At 65.8% G+C, this 1,235-nt stretch carries 1 protein-coding gene; it reads left to right on the top strand.

The annotated features are described in order from the left end of the window. The coding region (tyrS, locus tag ON43_RS14280) for a tyrosine--tRNA ligase (protein ID WP_040807744.1) at positions 1 to 856 on the top strand (856 nt) is incomplete at its 5' end. Between the last annotated feature and the right edge of the window lie 379 nt (positions 857 to 1,235).

The following is a 1,235-nucleotide window of genomic DNA, read 5'->3' on the forward strand; positions in this document are numbered from 1 at the left end:
CTTCTCGGTGAACGTCATGCTGGCCCGCGACACCGTCAAGCGGCGGCTCGAGTCGGACGGCATGTCCTACACCGAGTTCAGCTACATGCTGTTGCAGGCCAACGACTTCCTGCAGCTGCGCCGCGAGTACGGGTGCACGCTGCAGGTCGGCGGCTCGGACCAGTGGGGCAACATCATCGCGGGCGTGGAGCTCAACCGCCGCGTCGACGGCGAGCACGTGCACGCGCTGACCGTTCCGCTGGTGACCTCGGCCGACGGCAAGAAGTTCGGCAAGTCCACCGGCGGCGGCAGCCTCTGGCTCGACCCCGAGATGACCAGCCCCTACGCCTGGTACCAGTACTTCGTGAACACCGCCGATGCCGACGTGGTCCGCTACCTGCGCTGGTTCACCTTCCTCTCGCGCGAGGAACTCGACGAGCTGGAGAAGGCGACCGCCGAGCGTCCGCACGCCCGCGAGGCGCAGAAGCGCTTGGCCGCGGAGATGACGACGCTGGTGCACGGCGAGGAGCACACCCGCTCGGTGCAGCTGGCCAGCCAGGCACTGTTCGGTCGCGGTGAACTCCGCGAGCTGAACGAGTCGACGCTGGCGTCGGCGCTGACCGAGGCCGCGGTGGACGGCAAGGTCGCCGAGGCGACTCCCGCCTCGACCATCGTCGATCTGCTGGTCGAGTCCGGGCTCTGCGAGAGCAAGGGCGCCGCGCGGCGTGCGGTCAATGAGGGTGGCGCGTCGGTGAACAACGTGAAGGTGTCCGAAGTGGAGTGGACTCCCTCGGAGGACGACTTCCTGCACGGACAGTGGCTGGTGCTGCGTCGCGGCAAGAAGAACTTCGCCGGCGTGCGGCGCGCGGCCGTCTGACCTGCTGCGCCGCCAACTGATCTGCGGCGCAACTGATTCGGAAACAAGATCGAAATGACCTGGGTCACAAAGGGGTGGCTCAGGTCGCCCAACCGCCCGGTTTGCAACGGGCTGACCAGCGCAAACACCTTGGCGACCAGCGGATTTGACCTTGCGTTATCCGCCGCGTAACTTAGTCCAGGTCAGAGCGACACGGACACCGACCGGGACCGAAACGCCCAGCTCAGAGCAGGGATTCGGAAGCGGAAACGAGGTTGGACGAAGGCGCCGGACATGAACACTCCAAACTAGGTTTGGGCCTTGACTCTTCTGGGTAGGGCCGCTAGGCTGGAAAAGTTGCCTCAGAGACCGACCGGGACAAAGAGCCCGCGAAGTTCTG

Source organism: Nocardia concava NBRC 100430 (assembly GCF_000308815.1).
GTDB lineage: Bacteria > Actinomycetota > Actinomycetes > Mycobacteriales > Mycobacteriaceae > Nocardia > Nocardia concava.